General features: G+C 65.3%; 22 protein-coding genes and 1 tRNA gene. 5 read left to right on the forward strand and 18 right to left on the reverse strand.

The window, feature by feature from the left end; translation table 11 throughout:
* Positions 1-196: 196 nt before the first annotated feature.
* The 3 genes from VJV41_RS26130 to VJV41_RS26140 form a co-directional block, all read right to left on the reverse strand.
* Positions 197-287 (reverse strand) — tRNA-Ser (locus VJV41_RS26130).
* A 66-nt stretch (positions 288-353) separates the two neighbouring features.
* A complete protein-coding gene (locus tag VJV41_RS26135) occupies positions 354-803 on the reverse strand; it encodes a nucleoside deaminase (protein WP_325338735.1) in 450 nt (149 codons plus the stop codon).
* Positions 804-825: 22 nt separating this feature from the next.
* Positions 826-1,347, reverse strand: coding sequence for a tRNA adenosine deaminase-associated protein (locus VJV41_RS26140; protein WP_325338700.1), 522 nt, complete (start codon positions 1,345-1,347; stop codon positions 826-828).
* 76 nt (positions 1,348-1,423) lie between these two features.
* Here VJV41_RS26140 and VJV41_RS26145 point away from each other — a divergent pair, with 76 nt between their 5' ends.
* Positions 1,424-2,401, forward strand: a complete 978-nt coding sequence (locus VJV41_RS26145) for a prephenate dehydrogenase (protein ID WP_325338702.1) — start codon at positions 1,424-1,426, stop codon at positions 2,399-2,401.
* Here VJV41_RS26145 and VJV41_RS26150 read toward each other — a convergent pair.
* Entirely contained in the window at positions 2,364-2,981 is a 618-nt protein-coding gene (locus tag VJV41_RS26150) for a putative glycolipid-binding domain-containing protein (RefSeq protein WP_325338703.1), read from the reverse strand. The genes VJV41_RS26145 and VJV41_RS26150 overlap by 38 nt on opposite strands.
* 185 nt (positions 2,982-3,166) lie before the next feature.
* Here VJV41_RS26150 and VJV41_RS26155 point away from each other — a divergent pair, with 185 nt between their 5' ends.
* Entirely contained in the window at positions 3,167-3,487 is a 321-nt protein-coding gene (locus VJV41_RS26155; RefSeq protein ID WP_325338705.1) for a DUF732 domain-containing protein, read from the forward strand.
* Here VJV41_RS26155 and VJV41_RS26160 read toward each other — a convergent pair.
* From VJV41_RS26160 to VJV41_RS26175, 4 genes are read right to left on the reverse strand one after another with little or no spacing between them, the layout of a single operon-like run.
* Complete coding sequence (locus VJV41_RS26160; RefSeq protein ID WP_325338706.1) at positions 3,472-4,236, reverse strand: ABC transporter permease; 765 nt, start codon at positions 4,234-4,236, stop codon at positions 3,472-3,474. The genes VJV41_RS26155 and VJV41_RS26160 overlap by 16 nt on opposite strands.
* A complete protein-coding gene (locus tag VJV41_RS26165; RefSeq protein WP_325338708.1) occupies positions 4,233-4,904 on the reverse strand; it encodes an ABC transporter permease in 672 nt (223 codons plus the stop codon). The genes VJV41_RS26160 and VJV41_RS26165 overlap by 4 nt, the downstream gene beginning before the upstream one ends.
* Positions 4,905-4,906: 2 nt before the next feature.
* Complete coding sequence (locus VJV41_RS26170) at positions 4,907-6,037, reverse strand: ABC transporter ATP-binding protein (protein ID WP_325338709.1); 1,131 nt, start codon at positions 6,035-6,037, stop codon at positions 4,907-4,909.
* Between the two features lie 3 nt (positions 6,038-6,040).
* On the reverse strand, positions 6,041-6,982 hold the full coding sequence (locus VJV41_RS26175; RefSeq protein ID WP_325338711.1) for an ABC transporter substrate-binding protein: 942 nt from the start codon (positions 6,980-6,982) through the stop codon (positions 6,041-6,043).
* Between the two features lie 129 nt (positions 6,983-7,111).
* Between VJV41_RS26175 and VJV41_RS26180 the strand changes: the two genes are divergently transcribed.
* Entirely contained in the window at positions 7,112-7,483 is a 372-nt protein-coding gene (locus VJV41_RS26180) for a LapA family protein (RefSeq protein ID WP_325338712.1), read from the forward strand.
* Here the strand turns inward: VJV41_RS26180 and VJV41_RS26185 are convergent.
* Positions 7,480-8,517, reverse strand: a complete 1,038-nt coding sequence (locus VJV41_RS26185; protein WP_325338715.1) for a phosphotransferase family protein — start codon at positions 8,515-8,517, stop codon at positions 7,480-7,482. The two genes, VJV41_RS26180 and VJV41_RS26185, sit on opposite strands and share 4 nt — an antisense overlap.
* A gap of 9 nt (positions 8,518-8,526) precedes the next feature.
* Positions 8,527-9,135, reverse strand: coding sequence for a histidine phosphatase family protein (locus VJV41_RS26190; RefSeq protein ID WP_325338717.1), 609 nt, complete (start codon positions 9,133-9,135; stop codon positions 8,527-8,529).
* Positions 9,136-9,152: 17 nt separating this feature from the next.
* On the opposite strand from VJV41_RS26190, the gene VJV41_RS26195 reads away from it, so the two are divergent.
* Positions 9,153-9,914 (forward strand): glucose 1-dehydrogenase, encoded by a 762-nt coding sequence (locus tag VJV41_RS26195; protein WP_325338719.1) that lies wholly within the window; start codon positions 9,153-9,155, stop codon positions 9,912-9,914.
* Here VJV41_RS26195 and VJV41_RS26200 read toward each other — a convergent pair.
* On the reverse strand, positions 9,911-11,794 hold the full coding sequence (locus tag VJV41_RS26200) for an alkyl/aryl-sulfatase (protein WP_325338737.1): 1,884 nt from the start codon (positions 11,792-11,794) through the stop codon (positions 9,911-9,913). The two genes, VJV41_RS26195 and VJV41_RS26200, sit on opposite strands and share 4 nt — an antisense overlap.
* Before the next feature lie 43 nt (positions 11,795-11,837).
* Between VJV41_RS26200 and VJV41_RS26205 the strand changes: the two genes are divergently transcribed.
* Positions 11,838-12,389 (forward strand): cupin domain-containing protein, encoded by a 552-nt coding sequence (locus VJV41_RS26205; protein WP_325338721.1) that lies wholly within the window; start codon positions 11,838-11,840, stop codon positions 12,387-12,389.
* Here the strand turns inward: VJV41_RS26205 and VJV41_RS26210 are convergent.
* The 7 genes from VJV41_RS26210 to VJV41_RS26240 all read right to left on the reverse strand — a co-directional run bounded on the left by VJV41_RS26210 (position 12,386) and on the right by VJV41_RS26240 (position 16,695).
* Positions 12,386-12,799 carry a hypothetical protein gene (locus VJV41_RS26210; protein ID WP_325338723.1) on the reverse strand — a complete coding sequence of 138 codons (414 nt, stop codon included), beginning with the start codon at positions 12,797-12,799 and terminating at the stop codon, positions 12,386-12,388. The genes VJV41_RS26205 and VJV41_RS26210 overlap by 4 nt on opposite strands.
* The gene (locus VJV41_RS26215; RefSeq protein ID WP_325338725.1) at positions 12,792-13,295 is read right to left on the reverse strand and encodes a metallophosphoesterase; all 504 of its coding nucleotides are present in this window, start codon (positions 13,293-13,295) and stop codon (positions 12,792-12,794) included. Before VJV41_RS26215 ends, VJV41_RS26210 begins: the two co-directional genes overlap by 8 nt.
* A gap of 146 nt (positions 13,296-13,441) precedes the next feature.
* Complete coding sequence (locus VJV41_RS26220) at positions 13,442-14,140, reverse strand: Rieske (2Fe-2S) protein (RefSeq protein ID WP_325338727.1); 699 nt, start codon at positions 14,138-14,140, stop codon at positions 13,442-13,444.
* Complete coding sequence (locus VJV41_RS26225; protein WP_325338729.1) at positions 14,137-14,664, reverse strand: RNA polymerase sigma factor; 528 nt, start codon at positions 14,662-14,664, stop codon at positions 14,137-14,139. The genes VJV41_RS26220 and VJV41_RS26225 overlap by 4 nt, the downstream gene beginning before the upstream one ends.
* A 96-nt stretch (positions 14,665-14,760) precedes the next feature.
* Positions 14,761-15,246, reverse strand: a complete 486-nt coding sequence (locus VJV41_RS26230; RefSeq protein ID WP_325338730.1) for a DoxX family protein — start codon at positions 15,244-15,246, stop codon at positions 14,761-14,763.
* Between the two features lie 634 nt (positions 15,247-15,880).
* On the reverse strand, positions 15,881-16,486 hold the full coding sequence (locus tag VJV41_RS26235) for a BRO family protein (RefSeq protein WP_325338732.1): 606 nt from the start codon (positions 16,484-16,486) through the stop codon (positions 15,881-15,883).
* Positions 16,483-16,695, reverse strand: coding sequence for a hypothetical protein (locus tag VJV41_RS26240; RefSeq protein WP_325338733.1), 213 nt, complete (start codon positions 16,693-16,695; stop codon positions 16,483-16,485). Before VJV41_RS26240 ends, VJV41_RS26235 begins: the two co-directional genes overlap by 4 nt.
* Positions 16,696-16,794 lie beyond the last annotated feature (99 nt).

Here is a 16,794-nt window from a genome sequence, read left to right on the forward strand (position 1 = left end):
AACCCGCGTTCTCATGCTCGTCCACGACCTCGATGTCAGAATCATCGACGCCTCCACCGGCGAGCTCATCCGCCACCTCACCATCGACACCACCAGGGACTACCAACCCCGCGGAGTCCCCTGCGGACGCCCACGAAAAAAACCCTGAACCCCCAACGAGGGTTCAGAGCTATTCGGATGTCTTGCAACATCACAATGGCGGTGGCGGAGGGATTTGAACCCTCGGACGGGGGTTACCCGTCACACGCTTTCGAGGCGTGCTCCTTAGGCCGCTCGGACACGCCACCGTGTGGCAGCTTACCGATGCCCATGCGGACAACCCAAACTGCGCTTTCCGCTCTTCGCGCAAGCGCTCATCGCTGCCGCGCGAAGAACTCCTCCAACGGCGCCGCGCACTCGGATGCCAACACTCCGCCGTGAACCTCGGGCCTGTGCGTCAGCCGCCGATCGCGGACCACATCCCACAACGATCCGACCGCCCCCGTCTTCGGCTCCCAGGCACCGAACACCAGCCGCGCCACCCGCGCCATCACCAGTGCACCGGCGCACATCGTGCACGGCTCCACAGTGACGGCAATAGTCGTGCCTTCCAGCCGCCACCCGTCACCTAGCACCCCGGCCGCCGCCCGCATCGCCAAAATCTCCGCGTGCGCGGTCGGATCGCCCAGTTCCTCTCGCCTATTGGCCGCCCGCGCCAACTCCGTCCCGTCGGCACTGACGATCACCGCGCCGATCGGCACATCATCCGGCCCCGCGGCAGACGCGGCCTCCAATGCGGCCCGGATGAGTTGTTCGTCGGTCACCGGCTCCGGCTCAACGATCGGTTCACCGATCAAGGCGCTCGAGCACCGCCGACAGCTCGTCGGCGAACCCCATCTCCCGCGCGATCCGGCCCAGTTGTTCGTCGGCGTACAGGTCCGACTCGTCGAGGATGACCCCGAGCACCGCCTCGGGAAGACCGACGTCTGCCAGCAGCCCGAGATCACCCTCCTCGAACGGGTCGGCGTCTTCCAGTTCCTCCGGGCTGATGTCGTTGTCGAGCTTCTCCAGCACCTCGGCGGCGATGTCGTAATCCAGCGCCGCGGTCGCATCCGACAGCAGCAGCCGCGTCCCCGCCGGCGCAGGCCGCACGATCACGAAGAATTCATCGTCAACGTCGAGCAACCCGAAAACCGCTCCGGCACTGCGCAATTCGCGCAGCTCGGTTTCCGCTGCGGTCAAGCTGTTCAGGGCCGCTCGTCGCATCGCAGAGCAACGCCATTTGCCGTCCTCGCGGACGACGGCCACGCCGAACCCGTCGGGCATATCGGCGGCCTGGCCTTGCGCCTGTGCACTCTGCGCTCCCATGTGGGCTAACGGTAGTCCCCGACCAGGGCCTTGACCAGCAATCCACACCGAGCCTGACGTCGGGCGATATGCGCGAATGTGCCAACCTGGGGGGGTGACAAACACACCAGTTTGTGTGGTGGGTCTGGGACTTATCGGGGGCTCCGTAATGCGCGCCGCCAAGGCGGCCGGTCGCGAGGTATTCGGTTACAACCGATCCATCGAGGGGGTCCGGGCTGCAAAATTCGATGGTTTCGACGCCACTGAGAACATCGATGAGGCGTTGTCACGCGCTGCCGAAACCAACGCGCTCATCGTGCTGGCCGTTCCGGTGCCTGCGCTGCCGCTCATGCTCGGCCACATCCGCGACACTGCTCCCCAATGCCCGCTGACCGACGTGACCAGCGTCAAAGGCTGCGTCCAGGACGAAGTCCGGTCCTTCGGCCTGCTTGATCGCTTCGTGGGAGGCCATCCCATGGCCGGCACCGCGCGATCGGGCTGGGCGGCCGGACATCCACGGCTGTTCGTCGGTGCGCCATGGGTGATCAGCGTTGATGACCACGTCGACGCAGACATCTGGACGATGGTGATGAACCTGGCCCTGGACTGCGGCGCGGTCGTCGTCCCGGCCCGTTCCGACGAGCACGACGCCGCCGCGGCGACGATCTCGCATCTGCCGCATCTGCTCGCCGAGGCGCTGGCAATCACCGCGGGCGAGGTACCGCTGGCATTCGCGTTAGCGGCCGGATCCTTCCGTGACGGCTCTCGGGTGGCGGCCACCGCGCCGGATCTGGTGCGCGCGATGTGCGAGGCGAACGCCGACCAGCTGCTGCCCGTCCTCGAGCGGACGTTGGGCCTGCTCAGCCACGCGCGTGACGCGCTGGCGGCCAAGAACCCGCTGTCCGAACTGGTCGAGGCCGGACATGCCGCGCGTGTGCGCTACGACAGTTTCAGCCGCCCCGAGATCGTCACGGTCGTCGTCGGTGCGGAGAACTGGCGCGAGGAACTGGCCGCCGCCGGCCGCGCGGGCGGGGTGATCAGATCCGCTCTGCCAACCCGGGGTAGTCGAGGATGAAGCCGTCGTCGTCGACCCGGATCGTGGTCTCGGCGACGGGCGAATGCAGTTTGATTCCTTCGGGTGCGCTGCTGTAGGTGATGACTGCCGGGTCCACCGACAGCTCAGGCAGGCGCACGTAAACCACGGGACACGTGACGGACTCGGTGCGCTGATAGAGCCCGGTGCGCCGGATCGGCAGTGCGTTGAAGAACGGGCTGAAGATCACGTCGACGTCGAGCGCGCCGTCGTAGGCCGCGCGTTTGGTCTCACCGGTGTGGTGCTGAACCATCCACATGTTCTCCTCGTCACGCGCGATGGAGAGCTGGCGCTCCCGCTCGGCGAGCGTGACGGTCAACGAGAGGCGTTTCGTCGCGCCCGCCTCGTCGGTCACCAGGTCGTATGAGGCGGAAAACGCGGGGTGAGATCGCGTCGCGGCGGCGACGATTCTGCCGTAGGCCTTGATGCGGTTGCCGGACAACTGCACCCGGACCGATTCCATTCGCGGAACGTCATGCGCGCGCCAGGTCAAGATCGCGGGCCACGCCCCTTCACGTGCGCCTGCGCCTTCCTTCACATCAGAGCGGCCTTCTTCACTCACACCTCTACCGTAGGCGAAGGATCGCCTCGTTCGTAGCGAGGTTTCGAACTGCATTGCAGAGGCTCGCTGCTTCGCCGGATGCGCCACAAGAAAAGTGCGAACCGCGATGGTAGCCACCCCATAAGCTGGACATGTGCCCCAGCGAACGTGGCACCCTTCGGAACCCGACAGGCAGGAAATGATTGATGTCTCGGAGTAAGCGATTCATCGGCGCCGGCCTCGCGATCGGAGCACTGCTCACGACCACTGCGGCACCAGCCGCAGCTTGGCCCATACCGTTGGCGCCCGACCAGACACGATTCCTCGATGCGGCGCGTGGCAACTTCCCCGGCGATGACGACCAGCTACTCCTGGTTGGGGAGCAGATGTGCCATTTGCTTTACAGCGGCCAGTCCTCCTCGGTCGTTATAGATACGACTGCCGGCCAGTACGGTGCCAACCCCGATCAGGCGGCTGCCGTGCTGCGCGCGGCCCGCCGCACATTGTGCACTCAAGCACCGGGATAACGAGCCGATTCCCCTGCGTGAAGCGGGCTTCCGACAGCACGCGACTCGAGGGCGACCTCGTCGCCGAGCAACGGCTGCGGCATTCGTCGTAGCCGGCCGGTGCCGGGCACTGACGCCCACACCGCGAATGCCAGCGCGGCGTCGAGGATCAATGCGAGCGCTGTGACCATCAACGCGCCGACCAACGCGAGATAGAACTGGCGCACCTTGATGCCGTCGATCAGGTAGCGGCCCAGCCCGCCGAGGCTCGCATAGGCAGCGACCGTCGCGGTCGCGACGATCTGCAACGTCGCCGTCCGTAATCCCCCGACGATCAGCGGCAGCGCATTGGGCGTCTCGACGCGCAGCAGTATGCGCGTCTCCGTCATGCCCATCGAGCGGGCGGCGTCGACCACCGCGGGGTCCACATTCGCGATGCCGGCATACGTTCCGGCGAGCAGCGGCGGGATGCCGAGCAACATCAATGCCACTGTCGGGGGAATCAAACCCAGGCCCCACAGCAGCACCCCGAGCAATAGGACGCCAAGCGTGGGCAGGGCGCGCAGCGCATTGACACCGGTGACGACGAGGAACGTGCCGCGACCGGTGTGCCCGATGATCATGCCGATCGGCACGGCGATCACCACCGAGACGACGACCGCGATAACCGTGTACTCGAGATGCTCGCCGATGCGGGCGAACAGCCCGGCCGGCCCACTCCAGTTGGCGGCAGTGAAGATGAACGACAGCGCCTGTTGCAGAAAGTTCATGCCGCGACCGCCTTGGCCTTGGGCCGCGTGACACGGCTTGCGCGAGTCCACGGCGTGAGTAATCGCCCCGCGAACATGATCAGTGTGTCGATGACGATGGCCAGCACGAAGATGGCGATGATCCCGGCGACGATCTGATCACTCTTGTCGGATTGATAGCCCTCGGTGAACCAGGTGCCAAGGCCGCCGATGCCGATCACCGAACCCACGGCAACCATCGAGATGTTGGTGACGGCGACGACGCGTAGACTCGCAATGAGCACCGGAACCGCCAGCGGCAGTTCGACTTTCAGCATCCGGATGACCGGTTTGTAGCCCACGGCCGTGGCGGCGTCGCGCACCGGTTCGGGCACCGCGTCGAGCGCTTCCGGGACGGCGCGCACCAGCAGCGCGGTCGTGTACAGCGTCAGCGCGACGATGACGTTGGCCTCGTCGAGGATTCGGGTCGGGATGATCAGCGGCAGCACGACGAACAACGCCAGCGAGGGAATCGTGAAGATGACGCTCGCCGTGACGGTCGTGAGCCGACGCAGCGTGGTGGTGCGCTGTACCAGCGCACCCAGCGGGACCGCAATGAGCAATCCCAGCACGATCGGAACCAGCGACAGCCGAAGGTGAACGAGCGTCAGGGCCCACGCGTCGTCGAGGTTGTTCAGCAGATACCGCACGCTCAGCCTTTGTCCTGCGCACCGAGTTTCGGCAGCGCTTTGGGCCGCTGCTCGTTCAAAGCCGCGAGCACGTCGTCGGCCAGCACACCGCCGACCGGCAGGCCGTCACTGTCGACCGCCACACCCAACCCGGACGGGGACGACAACGCCGCATCGAGCGCCTGGCGCAGCGAATCGTCAGGCCGGAACAGCGACCCACCTCCAAAGGTGCTGTCGTAGAGAGAACTTCCCTTGCGGTGCAACTCCACGCCCTCCGCGTTGACCCAGCCGAACGGCCTGCCGTCCGGCTTCTTCACCAGAACCCAGTCCTTCGGCCCCAGCAACAGACCATCGATCTCCGTTTCGGTGACGCTGCGAATCTCATGCAGCGGAAGCCCGGTCGCGTGCCTCCACTGAAGGCCACGGTATCCGCGGTCGGCCCCGATGAAACCGGCGACGAAATCGCTTGCCGGGTTCGCCAGCAGACGGAACGGCTCGTCGTACTGCTGTAGCACCCCGCCGCGGCCGAACACCGCGACCTTCTCACCGAGCTTGAGCGCCTCGTCGATGTCGTGGGTGACAAAGACGATCGTCTTGCGCAATTCGTTTTGCAGCCGCAGGATTTCGGTCTGCAACTCCTCGCGGACCACTGGGTCGACAGCGCTGAACGGCTCGTCCATCAACAGGATCGGCGGGTCTGCGGCCAGCGCCCGCGCTACTCCGACGCGCTGTTGTTGGCCACCGGACAGTTGCGCGGGATAGCGGTTCGCCAGCTGTGGATCCAGCCCGACGCGCTCAAGCACCTCGAGCGCGGCCTTGCGGGCGGTGCGCCGCGACTCACCTTTGAGCACAGGCACGGTCGCGACGTTGTCGACCACCCGCTGATGCGGCATCAGGCCCGCACTTTGGATCACGTAGCCGATGCCGAGCCGCAGCTTGACGGGATCGACCTTGGTGACGTCGTCGCCGTTGACGGTCAACGTCCCCGAGGTGGGCTCGATCATGCGGTTGATCATCCGCATCGAGGTGGTCTTGCCGCAGCCGGACGGCCCGACGAAAACCGCCAGTGTGCCGTCCGGCACCTCGAGGGTGAGGTCGTCGACGGCGACGGTGCCGTCGGGGTACTGCTTGGTGACGCCGTCAAAGGTGATCATCCGCTACCCCTGTATAGGCTTGTCAAAGCCGTTGTCTTGCACCCATTTTCGTGCTGCGTCGTCCGCGTTGACGCCGGCATTGCCGGACACCGCTGAATTCAATTCGATGAGCGCTTCGGTGGTCAGCTTGGCCGACACAGCGTCGAGCACCGTCTTGAGCTGATCGGATTTCTTCTGCGAGCTGACAAGTGGGACGACGTTGGCCGCAAGGAAGTTGTTCTTCGGATCTTCGAGCACCACCAGCTTGTTCTGAGGTATCGCCGGCGAGGTGGAGAAGATGTCGGCCGCGGTGACGGTGCCGTCGACCAGAGCGCGCACCGTCGCAGGCCCGCCGCCGTCACTGATCGCGACGAAGTTGTTCGGCGAAACGTCGAGGCCGTAGTTCTTCTTGAGGCCCGGCAAACCTTCTGTGCGGTTCAGGAATTCCGACGGCGCACCGAACTTCACCTCCGCCGAATGCGCCGCGAGGTCGCCGATGGTCTTGAGGTTCCACTTCTGCGCGGTGGCCTGGTTGACCGCGACGGTGTCCTTGTCCTCCGCCGGTGACGGCGTGAGGATCGACAAGTCGCCGGGCAGAGCGCGGAACAAGGCCAGCAAGACGGTGTCGGGGCTTGTCGCCGTGGTCTTCGGATCGAAGTACTGCAACAGGTTGCCGGTGTACTCCGGGATCAGGTCGATGGAATGGTCCCTGACGGCGGGTATGTAGGTTTCGCGGCTGCCGATGCCGAACTGGCGCCCGACGGTGAAGCCGTTGGCTTCCAACGCCTGCGCGTAGATTTCGGCGATGATCTTGGACTCGGGGAAGTCGGCCGAGCCGACGACAATCGATTTGAGATCGCCGGAGACTGATCCGCCGCCGAGGGGGTTCGAGCTGCCGCACGCTGCGATTATCAGCGCAAGGACGGTCGCAAGGATCGCCAGACTTGACCTACGTGTGCTCGACATACCAAATGTCCTCTCGGCGCACTAGCTCCCCGCGACCCTATCGACATGCCGAAGATGTCGCCGCGCTTTGGCTCACCGTGAGCGCGGCGGTGGTTTCATTCGACGGCCGAAAGGGCAAAGATGGATATCATGACCAGCGATCCCGCCGAACCGCCGCGGACCCCGCCACCGGCATCCTCGCGTGGGACACCGCCCGATCCGACGGCAACTCCCGGCGAGTATCTCCTCGCGCCGCAGTCCGCGGTGAAGTTCACCCGCGCGGCCGCGTTGTGGTCGTCCTTGATCGCCGGATTCGTGATCCTGATCCTGCTGCTGGTGTTCATCCTGCAGAACACGGATTCGGCCACCGTCCACTTCTTTGCGTGGGAGTGGAATCTGCCGGTGGGCGTGGCGATTCTGCTCGCCGCGGTGTGCGGCGGGTTGCTGACGGTCGCCGTCGGCACCGCCAGGATCGTGCAGCTTCGCCGGGCGGCGAAGAAGAATCTGAAGGCCGGTCTCTAGCCGCCGAGGATGCTGAGCCCCTCGGCGATCAACGGGCCCACCGCCTGATCCACCGCGTCGGTGTCCTTGGCCACGCCTCCGCCCATCCGCGCGCGAAATGCGATGCCCGCGGCGATGATTGCCACTTTGAAGTAGCCCAGCGCCATGTAGAAATCCCAGTTGTCCAGCGATTGTCCTGACGCTCGCGAGTAGCGATCCGCGAGTTCGTCGACCTCCGGCATGAGGGGCGACGCCCACGCCGAAGCGGCGTGGATGACATTGAACATCGGATGCCGGTACACGCACATCAGCGCGGCATCACTGAGCGGATCACCGAGCGTGGACATCTCCCAGTCCAGTACGGCGACCACCTTGGTGGCGTCGTGCGAATCGAGAATCGTGTTGTCGATGCGGTAGTCGCCGTGGACGATCGAGCTGCAGGTCTGCGGTGGAATCGCTTCTGCCAGAGCCGAATGCAGCCGCTTGACGTCGGCGTCCGATGGATCGTTTTCCCGCCGAACCAGCTCCCACTGGCCGCCCCAGCGGCGCACCTGCCGTTCGAGGTAGCCGGTGGGTTTGCCGAAATCGCCGAGCCCGACCGCGTCCGGATCGACGGCGTGCAGATCGGCGAGCACCCGGATCAAGGCGTCGACGCAGCCGCTGATGACGGCCGTGTCCCCGAGCTTCTCGAGCTCGGCGTCGTAGCGCACGACGCGCCCCGACACGTGCTCCACCATCTGGAACGGCGCCCCGAGCACGGAGTCGTCGTTGCGCATCGTGACTGCGCGCGCCACCGGCACAGGGGTGTCCTGTAGCGCAGCGACCACCTTGTACTCGCGCGCCATGTCGTGCGCCGACGGCGTCAGGCCGTGCAGCGGCGGCCGGCGCAGCACCCACTTGGACGCGTCGTCGGAGACCAGGAACGTCAGGTTGGACCGGCCGCCCGAGATCAGCTCGGCCCGCAACTCACCGCTGCGCGGAATGCCGACGGACTGCAGGTGGCGATCCAGGGCGGCGAGGTCAAGCCCTTCGAGCGAGGTGGGCGGTGTGGTCACTGGACTTGTCTACCATCGCTGATTTCTCGGGAGCAGGTCCCATACGTGCTCGGTGCCGTTGACGGCGGCGACGTACAGGTTGCCCTCCCGCGAGGAGAGCAACCGGGTGACTCCGGCGTAGTCGACGTTGACGCACAGCACCTTCTCAGTGCCCAGAATGGTGTGGAGCAGCCCGTTGATCACCCCTCCATGGGTGAACACCGCGACAGTGTCATCGTGGTCGCCAACGGCCGCCAGGTCGCGAATGCCCGCGTTGATCCGGCTGAGGAACGCGGCCTCGTCGACACTGCTCGGCAAATGCCCGCTGGCCAGTCGCGCGAGCTCCTCGGGGAACTCGGCGGCGATCTGCTCGATCGGGATGTAGTGCTCCATGTCCCGGTCGTATTCGGCGAGCCGTTCGTCGATCTCGATGCTCAGCCCGAGGGCATCTGCCACCGGCTGAGCGGTCTGCATCGACCGCCGCTGCGGGCTGCTGACCAGCCGTGTGATCGGGAAGCGCGCCAGCGCGTCGGGCAGCCGCTTGGCCTGCTCGATGCCCTCCGCGGAAAGGTCTGGGTTCGAGCCTTGGCCAGGCTCGCTGCGAAGAGGCAACGCGTGCCGGATGAGTAGCAATTGCACCGTGCCACCATAGGGCCATGGGCTACGCCGACGAACTGTTCGACCTCACCGACCGGGTGGTGCTGGTCACCGGAGGCAGCCGCGGGCTGGGCCGGGAGATGGCCTTCGCGGCGGCCCAGTGCGGCGCCGACGTCATCATCGCCAGCCGCAAGTACGAAACATGTGTAGAGACCGCCGAGGAGATCGAGGCCGCGACGGGCCGCAGCGCGCTCCCGTACGAGGTCCACGTCGGGCGGTGGGACCAGCTCGACGGATTGGTCGATGCGGCCTATGACCGGTTCGGCAAGGTCGACGTGCTGATCAACAACGCGGGCATGTCGCCGCTGTACGAGTCGCTGGACTCGGTCACCGAGAAGCTCTTCGACGCCGTGGTGAACCTGAACCTCAAGGGCCCGTTCCGGTTATCGACGCTCGTGGCTGAACGGATGGTCGCCGACGGCGGCGGGTCGATCATCAACGTCAGCTCGAGCGGATCGCGTCGTCCTCGGCCTGAGCAGCTGCCGTATTCGGCCGCCAAGGCGGGGCTCAACGCCTTGACGGAGGGGCTGGCGCTGGCCTACGGACCAACCGTCCGGGTCAATACTTTGATGCCCGGTCCGTTCCTGACCGACATCAGCAAGGCGTGGGATATCCCGAAGACCACTGCGGGGGCACAGCACTTTGCGCTCAAACGGCTCGGCAATCCACCCGAAATCATCGGCGCCGCTTTGTATCTAGCGTCGGACGCGTCGAGTTACACGAGCGGATCGACCATCCGGGTAGACGGCGGGATTCCCTAGGGCGTGACGATGTTGAAGTTCGGGTCCGGGTTGTCGAGCACGCCGAGCAGCTTCTGCAGCGCGTCGTCGTCTCCACTGACGTCCAATCCCGGCGACGTGAAATCGCCTGCGGCGACAAGTAACAGCCGCATCTTGTTAGCCAGCTTGACCGTCGCGTCGGCGGTCCCTTCGTCCGCAGGCACCTTGCGGTACACCAAAACGCCATGGCGCAACGTCAGCCGGTAGTTGGTTCCGGCATCGAGGAGCGTCAGGTCGATCGCAAGGTCGAGGTCCCATGCCTTCGGGCCGTTGACGCTAATGGCCAGGGTGTCAAACATCTGCTCGGCGGTCAGCTGCCCCAGCAGCGTCGGTGATGTGGCCTGTGTCGCAGTACCGAAGTTACCGTCCCGCAATTCCATTGCGCCGGAGAGGAAGAAGTTGCGCCAGGTCGCGTTCTCAGCCCCGTACGCGAGTTGTTCGAGCGTGTCGGCGTAGAGCTCCTTGGCAGCCGCGTGGCTTTCATCGGCGAATGTAGCATGGTCGAGTAGCGTTGCCGCCCAACGAAAATCGCCGTCGTCGAACGCCTTTCGCGCGAGCTCGACAACGCGGTCGATTCCACCGATGGCGTCGACGTAACGAGTGGCCAAGGCCGCAGGGGGATGTACCCACAGCCGGCCGGGATTGCCGTCAAACCAACCCATGTAACGCTGGTAGACCGCCTTGACGTTGTGGCTCACCGACCCGTAATAGCCGTGTGCATGCCATGCCTTCTCCAGCGCAGGCGGCAGATGGAATCGCTCGGCGATCTCGATGCCGGTGTGGCCCTGATTGAGCAGCCGCAGCGTCTGGTCGTGCAGGTACGCATACAGATCCCGTTGCAGCGAGAGGAATTCGACGATCCGCTCGCGGCCCCACGTCGGCCAGTGATGCGACGCGAACACCACGTCCGTCTTGTCCGCGAACCTGTCTATCGCCTCAGTGAGATATCCCGACCACACGTGCGGATCGCGGACCAACGCACCGCGCAGCGTCAATAGGTTGTGCAGATTGTGGGTCGCGTTCTCGGCCATGCACAGTGCCCGATACCGCGGAAAGTAGAAGTGCATCTCGGCAGGCGCCTCGGTGCCGGGCGCCATCTGAAACTCGATCTCGACGCCGTCGATGGTGTGCGTTTCGCCGGTCTCCCGAACGTCGACGGTCGGCACGATCATGGCGACCTCACCGGTGGATGTGCGCTGCCCGAGGCCGCAGCCGACCTGACCTTGAGGACCGATCGGCAACAGCGTGCCGTACATATATGTCGCACGCCGCGTCATCGCCGTGCCCGCATAGACGTTCTCCTGCACGGCATGCTGGACGAAACCCTCGGGTGCCAGCACGGCGACCTTGCCCGCGTCGACGTCAGCCTGCGACGTCACGCCGAGGACCCCGCCGAAATGGTCGACGTGGCTGTGGGTGTAGATGACGGCGACGACTGGACGATCTCCGCGGTGCCCCCGGTACAGCTGCAGCGCGGCCGCGGCGACTTCTGTGGAGATCAGCGGGTCGATCACGATCACACCGGTGTCGCCCTCGATGAAGCTGATGTTGGACAGGTCGAATCCGCGCACCTGGTAGACGCCCTCGACAACCTCGTAGAGCCCTTGCTTGGCAGCCAGCGTCGACTGTCGCCACAGGCTGGGATGCACCGATGACGGCGCATCACCCGTCAGGAACGAGTAGACGTCGTTGTCCCACACCACTCGGCCATCGGCCGCCTTGATGACGCACGGTCGTTGGGCGGCAATGAAACCCCGGTCGGTGTCCTCGAAATCGGCGGTGTCGCCGAACGGCAGGTTGTTCAGATGTTCGCGGTGCGCGGACTCGATGACGGCAGTCGGCGGTTTCTGATCCATGCCGATGACATTGCCACGCGAGGGTGGCCGCCGGTGGTTGACTGACCGAATGAGTGTGCGCCGCGTGGTGACCGGACATGATGCGTCCGGCAAGTCTGTGTTTGTCAGCGACGAGGCTGTCGAGCCTGCCCGGCCGGTGATGATGCCGGCCGCCGAGTTTCACCTGTTGTGGGGCGGGGACAAGACGCCGCAGTTTCCCGATGACGGGTCTATGCCGGAGTGGCACACCTACTTTCCGCCGATCGGCGGCTTTCGGTTCGGCATGTTCACCGTCCCACCGGGCATCGCCGGCGCCCCTGAGCAAGGCTCGGTGACTGTAGAAGAGGCGATGGCCGATATTGAGGCCAAGCTCCCAGGTCTGATGCGCTACGTCGATCCATCCGATCCCGGCATGCACACGACCGCCACCATCGACTTCGAAGTCGTGCTGGAAGGCACGATCATCCTGGAGCTCGACGACGGCGCCGAGCTCACGTTGCACCCGGGTGACACCGTCGTGCAGAACGGGACTCGGCATAGGTGGAAGAACCCCGGCGATACCCCCGCCCGGCTGGCGCTGTTCATCTGCGGCGCAGCACACGCCAACGTGTCGCCGAGCTAGCGTTCCTGTTCGGCGAGCCAGCGTTCGGCGCGGCGCCTTGATGCCCGTGACAGCCAGCCATCCTGAATCAGTTCGGTGAGCTCGGTCCTGTCGATTTCCCGTAACCGGCTGGCGCGCACCAGAACCGACAGATGGCCGTCAAAACGGTCGGTGGTGAAGAACGGCGAGTCAGGGTCCTGAATCAGCGACAGCTTGTCGCTTTCGGACTCCACCCAGATCATGATGACGTCGGTATAACGCTCGCCGGTTTCAGGATCGGCCGCATCCGGCTGCGGCGTCCGGAAGAACACGAACGACTTACCGCCCACCTGGTAGATGGGGTTGCCCTTGGGCCCCTCGATCCGGGTGACGTGCGGCATCGACGAGGCGATCTCATGCACGTCGGCGACGCGGGCCCGGCGGTCAGGCACGTCGTTCCAGATTGTGGAGCACGACGTCCGACAGCGCGGCGTTGTCGACGGTAGCGGTCATATAGGTGCAGAACGGTTGCCTGCGGCGGTCGGTCGGCGAACCCGGATTGAGCAGCCGCAGACCGGTTTTCGCTGTGGTGTCCCACGGGATGTGACTGTGGCCGAACACCAGCACGTCGGAGTCCGGATATTCCTTGGTCATCCGCGCCTCACGACCCGTGGCCACGCCGGTTTCGTGCACGACGGTGAAACGCAGCCCGCCGAGTGTCGCGTCGGCGCGTTCGGGCAGCCGTCGCCGCAGCTCCGCACCGTCGTTGTTGCCCCAGCACGCCACGACCCGCTTGGCTCTCGCTTCGAGCTCGTCGAGCAGTGACGGCTCGACCCAGTCGCCGGCATGCAGGACCACGTCGGCGTTGGATACCTCGTCCCAGACGCGCGCGGGCAGATCCTTGGCGCGTTTGGGGACGTGAGTATCGGCGATCAGCAGCAGCCGCACGGCCCCAATCTAGCGGCGCATAATGACATCAGGTGAGTCCGCATGGAGATTCTGGCAGCAGGCTTCTTCGTGGCCCTGGCGATCTGGTTGTTCGCCATCTGGCGCTCCTACGAGGAGCGGCGCCGACACCCGCCGAGGTACTAGTGCTACGCGGATTTCGTCGGCGCATACACCTCGATCACACCATTGATTTCGCGCACTCGGAACTTCGGTAGCGGTGGCGGCGCGATAGGCAACTGATGGGTGACGGTATCGCCTTCCAGCGAGAACGATGTCGAGTGGCACGGACAGCGCAACCGGCTCTCCGGCGCGTCCAGCCAGAGCTTGCAGCCCTGGTGGGTGCACACACCTGAGACCGCCTCGAGCTTGGCCTCGGTGCGGTGCACGAACCCGTTGACGGAACCGAGGTCGAACGCCAGTGCGCCGCCGTCAGGGAGGTCGACGCTCGCGCCGACGGCCCGCCAGGTACCTGCGTTGGGTTCGAGTTCCTCCTGTGTCTGCGGCGTGGCCTGCTGCGTCACGGTAGGTGCGAGCAGATTGCGCCCGACCACCAGCCCGGCCGCCGCGGAGGCCGCCGCGACCGAACCTCCGATGACGACTTGGCGGCGGCGTGGGGCCCATCGGGGGTGATCAACAGTCTGTTGTTCGTCGGCCAGCTCACCGGCGAGTCGCCGGTGCAGATCGGTGACGAAGTCCTCGCGTGGTGAATCGCTGCCCAGCCGGGCGGCGCGCAACTCGATCGCGGTCTTCATCTCCTCGGCTTCGACGTTGTCCGGGTGCGCATGTTGGGTGCGTTGCCCTCGTAGTAGGCCCTCCACGAAGCGGCGTACGGTTCGGTTGCTCACGACGTGGCCTCCTCACCCGATTGTGCCGCCATCCGCAGCGCGCGGTGCTGCAACACCTTGGCATTCGCGACGCTGACGCCCATTTGGCTCGCCGCCTCCCGCACCGAAAAGGCTTGCAGAAAGCGCAGTTCCAGGATTCGGCGATAGTTGTCGGGCAGGTGCTGCAGTAGACGCCGCACCTTGTCGGGCGCGTCGCTGGCGACGGTCTCCGGTTCGATGACCTCCGGCACGTCCTCCTCGATCGCTGTCACCTGGCGGCCCATGCGGTCACCCCAGTAGGACGCAAGGACTGTGCGCGCGGTCATCCGAAGATACTTGCGCACCTCGGGCACGGTCGCCGAAACCCGCAACGGCCGCAATGCCGTCATGAACACTTCCGCAGTCAGGTCTTCGGCGTCGGGCTGATTGCCGACCTTGGAGAACATCAACCGGTAGACCCAGGTGATGTTGTCGCGGTATATCGCCTCCCAGTCCGGATACGCCGCATCCGTCACCGACTGCAGGCCCCCCTTCGAGCGCGACATTCGCGTCTCCACGGGTCGAGGACGGCGCACACCATTTTCGCTTGCGATCACTCGCCACCGTCCCGGAATCGACCTTGAGGAATGCTGTGCCCGTGCCTAGACCGGGGCGCCGGCTAGACGGGGTGCGGTTTCGGGGTGGTTCCTTCGGGCGTCGAGGGACCACACCCCCGCACCGACGATCAGCAGGAAGACGCTGCCGCACAGCATCGCCACCTCGAGACGGCCTTCGTGGAAAAAGTCCCAGAAGCCGCCCTCTTTCGGGTACAGCGGGGCGTGACCCCACAGGAGCGGCACCTTGGTGATCCCGAGCGCTCCGAGCATGTCGACGATCATCGGCAGGGTCGCCAGCCTGGTGAACAACCCGACCACGATCAGCAGGCCGCATCCGATCTCGAAGACCCCGTCGAGGTAGGCGAAGAATGTCCCGGCGGGAATGCCGGACTTGATGAATCGGCCCGGCCCAAGAGCGTCAGGCCGGACGAATTTCAGCACTCCTTCGCCGGCGAAGATGAGCCCGACGTAGAGGCGGATGAGGACGACCGCGCCGGAAGCGCGTGTTGCCGTGAACTGTGGAAGCGTCATACCCAGAGATAGGGCGTCGGGTTACAAAAGGCGAGTCTCCCGGCTCCGCCGGAGCATGACTCTTTTGCGGGCCGTCAACATGCGTTGACGGCTTCGAGCCGGCACCTTCGGCCGCCGCTCAGCACTAGTGAGCGCGCCCGAAGGGATTCGAACCCCTAACCTTCTGGGGTATACGCGGCCGGCGCAAGGCCGACGTGATCCCGATAGATTTCCGCCAGAAAGTCGCGGTGGCATAACGAATAAGCCACTAATCAGCCGTCAATACAGCAAATTCACAGTATTTGCATAGTGAATGAATTTAAATTCCCGATTGTGAGCACAGGCGTCGCGAAACCAATCCCCCCGGGATGGAAAGAACTCATCGATCTCTACCTCGTCACCCATGCGGCCGCTGGCCAACCGAAGACGACGATCAGCACCCGACGATCGCACCTAGCCCGGATGGCACGCGCACTGAAATGCATGCCCAACGACGTCACCGAAGACCTACTTCTCGACTGGTTCGGCTCAGACGCCAACAAGCATTGGGGAAACGAGACCCGCCGCGGCTACCGAAACACCCTCGCCAGCTTCTACCGCTGGGCGTACCGCACCGGCCGAATCGCAGAGGACTTCTCATACAGCCTGCCGAAGGTCAAAGCGCGAAGGGCATTGCCGCGCCCAACACCCGAACAAGTACGTCAGCGACCTCGTAGTCGGCCCCCAGATCACCCAGACGGTCCCACGCAGTCGCAGACGGCTCCAGCTCGGCGATGCGCGCGTCTTTGGCTTCGAGCATCGCGTGCGCCTCGATGAGCGCGGCGGCGACGAGCTGGGGACCCTTCAGCTCACGCGCCGGTGCCGTCTCGGCCTCGCGCGTCTTGATCGCGAAATACGTCTGCGCTGCAGCGATCTCAGGCTTGCGCGGGTCGCCGTTCATCGCGATCAGGTAGCAGGCGTACCGCGCCAAGTGGTAGTCCTCTGCGGGCCGCCCGTCCGTCTTCTTGACGGCGCCGGCAAAAAGGCTGGTCACGTCGTATCCGGAGTTCTGGGCGGCGATCTTGGCGCGGTGCACCGCGTCGGCGAAGCGGCGCCAGGAGTCATAGCCAAGCGGGGGCATCAGGTCGCGGCCGGACCAGTATTCGCGCCCCTCGGGCGTGCAGCGCCGCAACGCGTCGAATGGACTCGCTTCGTTGGGCCGGGTGCGATCGAGCGCGTCCCAGTAGGCCGACGCGCGCTCAGGGACGTTGATGCCGGTCACGCGACCACCTCCCGCGCGACCCGCAGTGCAGCGCGCTTAAGGGATGGGGGTAGATCGAGGTAGAGCGGCACCCGCCAGCCGACCGGCCAGCGGAAGAGGGTGATGGTCGTTGCGCGGCCGTCGTCGAGCTCGGTCTTGATGTCCAGCTCGGCGACGACGCCGCCGCGGTGCTCGACGGGGGTCAGTGTGCACATCTGCCGGGCGGTCACGCGCTGGCCTCGGCTGCTAGCTCGGCCTGCAGTTTCTCGACGTCGGCGCGGTTGAAGAGGTATGCGCCGTTCTTGCCGGGCAGCTTGTGGACTGGCACC

Origin of the sequence: Mycobacterium sp., from assembly GCF_035274705.1 — a bacterium.
Classification (GTDB): domain Bacteria; phylum Actinomycetota; class Actinomycetes; order Mycobacteriales; family Mycobacteriaceae; genus Mycobacterium.

What these genes read in the sequence shown, in the direction of transcription:
- VJV41_RS26140 (WP_325338700.1), bottom strand. Translation starts at nt 1,347, where the DNA reads ATGGGAGCGCAGAGTGCACAGGCGCAAGGCCAGGCCGCCGATATGCCC.
- VJV41_RS26145 (WP_325338702.1), top strand. Translation starts at nt 1,424, where the DNA reads ATGTGCCAACCTGGGGGGGTGACAAACACACCAGTTTGTGTGGTGGGT.
- VJV41_RS26155 (WP_325338705.1), top strand. Translation starts at nt 3,167, where the DNA reads ATGTCTCGGAGTAAGCGATTCATCGGCGCCGGCCTCGCGATCGGAGCA.
- VJV41_RS26160 (WP_325338706.1), bottom strand. Translation starts at nt 4,236, where the DNA reads ATGAACTTTCTGCAACAGGCGCTGTCGTTCATCTTCACTGCCGCCAAC.
- VJV41_RS26170 (WP_325338709.1), bottom strand. Translation starts at nt 6,037, where the DNA reads ATGATCACCTTTGACGGCGTCACCAAGCAGTACCCCGACGGCACCGTC.
- VJV41_RS26175 (WP_325338711.1), bottom strand. Translation starts at nt 6,982, where the DNA reads ATGTCGAGCACACGTAGGTCAAGTCTGGCGATCCTTGCGACCGTCCTT.
- VJV41_RS26180 (WP_325338712.1), top strand. Translation starts at nt 7,112, where the DNA reads ATGACCAGCGATCCCGCCGAACCGCCGCGGACCCCGCCACCGGCATCC.
- VJV41_RS26195 (WP_325338719.1), top strand. Translation starts at nt 9,153, where the DNA reads ATGGGCTACGCCGACGAACTGTTCGACCTCACCGACCGGGTGGTGCTG.
- VJV41_RS26205 (WP_325338721.1), top strand. Translation starts at nt 11,838, where the DNA reads ATGAGTGTGCGCCGCGTGGTGACCGGACATGATGCGTCCGGCAAGTCT.
- VJV41_RS26225 (WP_325338729.1), bottom strand. Translation starts at nt 14,664, where the DNA reads ATGTCGCGCTCGAAGGGGGGCCTGCAGTCGGTGACGGATGCGGCGTAT.
- VJV41_RS26230 (WP_325338730.1), bottom strand. Translation starts at nt 15,246, where the DNA reads ATGACGCTTCCACAGTTCACGGCAACACGCGCTTCCGGCGCGGTCGTC.